Genomic DNA, 291 nt, shown 5'->3' with positions numbered 1-291 from the left:
AGCATTTCGCCTGCCGTCTTTTCCAGCGCAGCGGCCGCACCTTGCAGCTCACCGAAGCGGCGCGCTTGCTGTTACCCGGCGTGCGAAATGCTCTTCGAGGGTACGAATATGCCGGCTGACCGCACTTTGGGTAATCGACAGCTCCTGCGCCGCGCGGGTAAAGGAATGGTGGCGTGAAGCGGCTTCAAATGCGCCGAACTGGAAAACAGAAAGCCTTCATCCGGGTCAATACTCATGAACGGCGGCGATCTGCTACACCGTGTATCTGCTGTACGTTGGGTTGCCGACGTT

General features: G+C 58.8%; 1 pseudogene. It reads right to left on the bottom strand.

Annotated features, from left to right (window positions below):
* Positions 1–48: 48 nt before the first annotated feature.
* A pseudogene (locus tag AC0L20_RS40735) lies at positions 49–186 on the bottom strand (LysR family transcriptional regulator); the annotation flags it as partial.
* Between the last annotated feature and the right edge of the window lie 105 nt (positions 187–291).

The organism is Bradyrhizobium sp. Kon58, assembly GCF_055807455.1.
Note: the sequence above shows the minus strand (reverse complement) of the source record. Positions and strands in the feature narration are given on the sequence as shown.